This is a genomic window from Actinomycetota bacterium (assembly GCA_018830725.1).
Classification (GTDB): domain Bacteria; phylum Actinomycetota; class Humimicrobiia; order JAHJRV01; family JAHJRV01; genus JAHJRV01.
Genome location: JAHJRV010000085.1, coordinates 1 through 2,710, shown reverse-complemented (window position 1 = coordinate 2,710; position 2,710 = coordinate 1). Strand labels below are relative to the sequence as shown.

Here is a 2,710-nt window from a genome sequence, read left to right as displayed (position 1 = left end):
GGAGATCCTAAAATAGATGAATATCTATTTTCTAGTGTATTTTGATTTAATGGAGAAATACTTTGATAAGCCTGCTTTGTGAGTAGAGAAGCTGATCTAAATTTAATTCTACCCTTTCTTAATATTGTTTGAATTGTCTCAATATCCTTTTTTAATTTATCTATATCATCTGATCTTAAATTAATATAAATAGTAATCATCATAGTGGATTCGTGCTGAAGTGCAATCTGTTGAGATTCTAAATCTTGTTTTCTTTCAAGGAGTGTTACATCTTCTCTTACTCCTTCTTTCCTTCTCTGAAATATCTGTGTTTCTATTAAATTTAATTCCCTTTCTATTTTTCTTAATGCCCTTGAAATAGGCATAGGTTTAAAATGTATGCTGACTTCACAATCAACATGAGTTTTGTATAAGTTGTTTAAAAAGCCAGTAGCTATATACTCGGGAAAATCAGTTATTACAATAACAGAGTGAAATAGTCCATCAACTTTATAATTTTTCATGTCAAAGACTACAGCACTAGGAACTATATCATCAACTATGCTCACAGTGTTTTGAGCAATTATTTTTGCATTTTCTTTAAACCTTTTTTTAGCTTCCCTGCGAAGTTTATTTAATCTTCTTTTTTCTTTTATATTTTTAAACATTAATATCCTCTATATCTTTTTTGTTTTTCCTCTTCTCTTCTAATAAGACTAATAAGTCCTAAAGCCATCAAGAAATCAGCAGTTATGTCCCAAAATCCCTTTTCTTCCTTAAATTTCTTTTTTCTTTTATCACTAGGCTTTTTAATCATTTTTCCTCCTTTAATTAAAATTCACTTTTAAATAATTAGTCTATTTGAGTGATCAGATCTAAAATGACTTTTATAAAAATTAACAATTTCATTATAATCAAGCCTTTTGACTCTACAGCCAACATTTAAATATTCAGATACTAACCTGTTGCAAGCCTTAGATAGCATGTAGCTTGCCTCTTTGAACCGCCTTTCCTTATTTCTTGTAAATTTAATCTTTTTATTTTTCTTAAATAATTTTTTTAAAAAAGAGTTATCTAATTGAGCATATTTATCATAGGAAATTACTAGATAGTTCTTCTTCACAAAAGCGTTAAGAGACATTGCAAGCAAAAAATTTCTGTAATCCCTCATTAAAGCTTTATTTTCGTTATTAATATTTTTGTCACTTATTCGCCTATCTAATTTTTCTATCTCTGATTCCATGTTAACTTCAATGTTCTTCCTAACTATCTGAAATTTAAACTCGTCGCCAATAATCAATAACTTCTCAAAATAATTTAAAACCAGGTCTTGTTCCTCCTCGTTTTTAAGAGAAAAATTTATACCGTCAACCTCAAGTAAGGTGACGTATCTTTGATCATTTGTAATAACAATGTTGTCTCTTATTCCTTTGATTCCCACTAACTCTTTAATATTTTGTTCTTCTCTCATTTAAATTACCTATTAAGAATTTTTAATATGTAATTTTTTATTAAATATAAATCAATATAGGATCTTATATTGTAGTAATTTTTATAATATAAAATTGAAAGAACAGATGCAGAGATAAATATAAAAATTAAAATAATATTAGTAATAGTAATTTCTCTTCCTAAAGTATTAAACCTAAGTAACTTTTTATTCTTACTTTTGTCCAAACTTGTTAAATAAGAAAAATTTTCTTTTGCTACTTTCTCATCAGATATTATATTTTCTAAAATTTCCTGAACATCGGAAGCATACTCCCAACTATCAATTTTTTTAATTTCTTCCTTATTTACTAACTCTTTTCTTTCTTTAACCTTTTTAGTTATAGGTTCTTCACTTATCAAAACATTATAAATAAACTTATTTATATCTTTCTTCCAATAATATATATTTTTACCCCTTAAAAAATTAAAAAAATCATATAATAGAACTTCAGTAGTCCTACCCATTAATTTTAATTGCCAAAAAATTACTGCAATTACTACTTCTAAACCTATTAATACAATAGTTATTTCATAGCCTAACTTTAATGTTAGCGTTATCCACAAAAAAACTGCTGATATTAAAAAAATTACACCTAGTCTAAGTGTTATTTGAGAAGTTATTGAATATTCAGTTTTACCTAGAAATTTGTTTTTATATACACTCATTCTTCTTCACTTAATTTATCCTCAAATTCTTCCATAATCCTATCCTTTTTATAATTAGCATGAGCTATTTTAAGCTTTCCACTTATTTCGGGATAATTCTTATCGTATTCAGCCATTTTTAAAGGATCTTGATTTGAAATATTGTAAGATTTTGCTCTTTTATTAAATAAAGGTGGTGCGTAACCCTCATTGTAACTATAGTTTTTAAACCATTTGTTATATAAATTTTGAGGTGCATTTTTTAATGATCCTCTATATTCCCTACTATTTATTTCATGTATGACACCACTGCTACCACCGCTAGTGGGCCCACTACCTCTATTATCACCTCCAGAATTCCTATCTCCAAACCTACCGCCTCCACCTGAATTATCTTTTTTACTCTTTGCCCATCTCACTGAATTCACTAAGTAACCTGTTGCAACCCCCCAAGCGGCAAAAGCTCCTAAGTCAACACCACCTACTCTATCTAGAATATCAGGGATTTTTAAAGCTACCATAAAAATTGCTATTAAAAGCACTAATTGATAGGTAACGCTCATCCACTGATTATCTAACCTTTCAAATATAGTTC

Annotated in this window: 5 protein-coding genes; all 5 read right to left on the bottom strand. The window is 28.0% G+C overall.

Features of this window, described 5'->3' with window-relative positions:
• Window positions 1-647, bottom strand: a 647-nt coding sequence (locus KKC53_03940; GenBank protein ID MBU2598317.1) for a hypothetical protein, incomplete at its 3' end; no start/stop codon positions are given.
• On the bottom strand, window positions 647-796 hold the full coding sequence (locus tag KKC53_03935; GenBank protein ID MBU2598316.1) for a hypothetical protein: 150 nt from the start codon (window positions 794-796) through the stop codon (window positions 647-649). The genes KKC53_03940 and KKC53_03935, both read right to left, overlap by 1 nt.
• Window positions 797-823: 27 nt before the next feature.
• Window positions 824-1,450, bottom strand: coding sequence for a hypothetical protein (locus KKC53_03930; GenBank protein MBU2598315.1), 627 nt, complete (start codon window positions 1,448-1,450; stop codon window positions 824-826).
• A 5-nt stretch (window positions 1,451-1,455) separates the two neighbouring features.
• The gene (locus KKC53_03925) at window positions 1,456-2,136 is read right to left on the bottom strand and encodes a hypothetical protein (GenBank protein ID MBU2598314.1); all 681 of its coding nucleotides are present in this window, start codon (window positions 2,134-2,136) and stop codon (window positions 1,456-1,458) included.
• A partial coding sequence (locus KKC53_03920; protein ID MBU2598313.1) for a hypothetical protein occupies window positions 2,133-2,710 on the bottom strand: 578 nt, incomplete at its 5' end. The genes KKC53_03925 and KKC53_03920, both read right to left, overlap by 4 nt.